The sequence below is a fragment of the Entomohabitans teleogrylli genome (genome assembly GCF_001484765.1).
Lineage (GTDB): Bacteria > Pseudomonadota > Gammaproteobacteria > Enterobacterales > Enterobacteriaceae > Entomohabitans > Entomohabitans teleogrylli.
This window is the reverse complement of record NZ_LLXO01000106.1, coordinates 1-553: the sequence shown is the minus strand read 5'-3', so window position 1 is coordinate 553 and position 553 is coordinate 1. Positions and strand designations below refer to the sequence as shown.

General features: G+C 49.2%; 1 protein-coding gene. It reads right to left on the bottom strand.

All coding sequences use genetic code 11. The annotated features are described in order from the left end of the window. Positions 1-42: 42 nt before the first annotated feature. Entirely contained in the window at positions 43-519 is a 477-nt protein-coding gene (locus AQ981_RS28360; RefSeq protein WP_058914535.1) for a hypothetical protein, read from the bottom strand. Between the last annotated feature and the right edge of the window lie 34 nt (positions 520-553).

Sequence of the window (553 nt, the reverse complement as noted above, 5' to 3'; positions counted from 1 at the left end):
TGTTCCAGGCGCGGACCATATATTTCATCGCTGATTTAGCCATCATTCAGCCTCCCACTTGATGCCAGCGGTGGTCAGCGCCTCTTTGAATTTCTCGATAGCCTCATATGCTGATAGTGGGTCATCAAAATCAGTTTGATTTGGCAGCTTCACGGTGCGGGACTCCAGCTCTGAAATCTTTGCCTGCTGATTTAATAACGTGCGGTGAGCTATCAATAATTGCCCTCTCACGTTCGCAGCCCGCTCTATTTCGTAATTCAGTACTGATGCCAAATTATCCGCACGAAATCGCTTGTTATCAAAGCTGGTGCGCCAGTTGTCTCTCTCCTGCTGCGCCATCTCCAGCGCCTCTACCAGCGCGAGGATGTTATTCGGATTGTCTGAGTAATCGAGATAACCCTTCGTCTCTATGGCGCACTCAGACAGCGTTATTTTTCCTTCAAGGTAGAGGTCATTCGCCTGCTTGGCTTTTTGCGCTGCCGCTTTCATACGCTGCGCCAGTTCGGTGATATCAGTCATTAGCCTTTTCCTCTCTGCGGAACATCATGATTGT

Excerpts from the sequence above, each read along its gene's own strand:
- AQ981_RS28360 (WP_058914535.1), bottom strand. The coding sequence starts at position 519 with ATGACTGATATCACCGAACTGGCGCAGCGTATGAAAGCGGCAGCGCAA.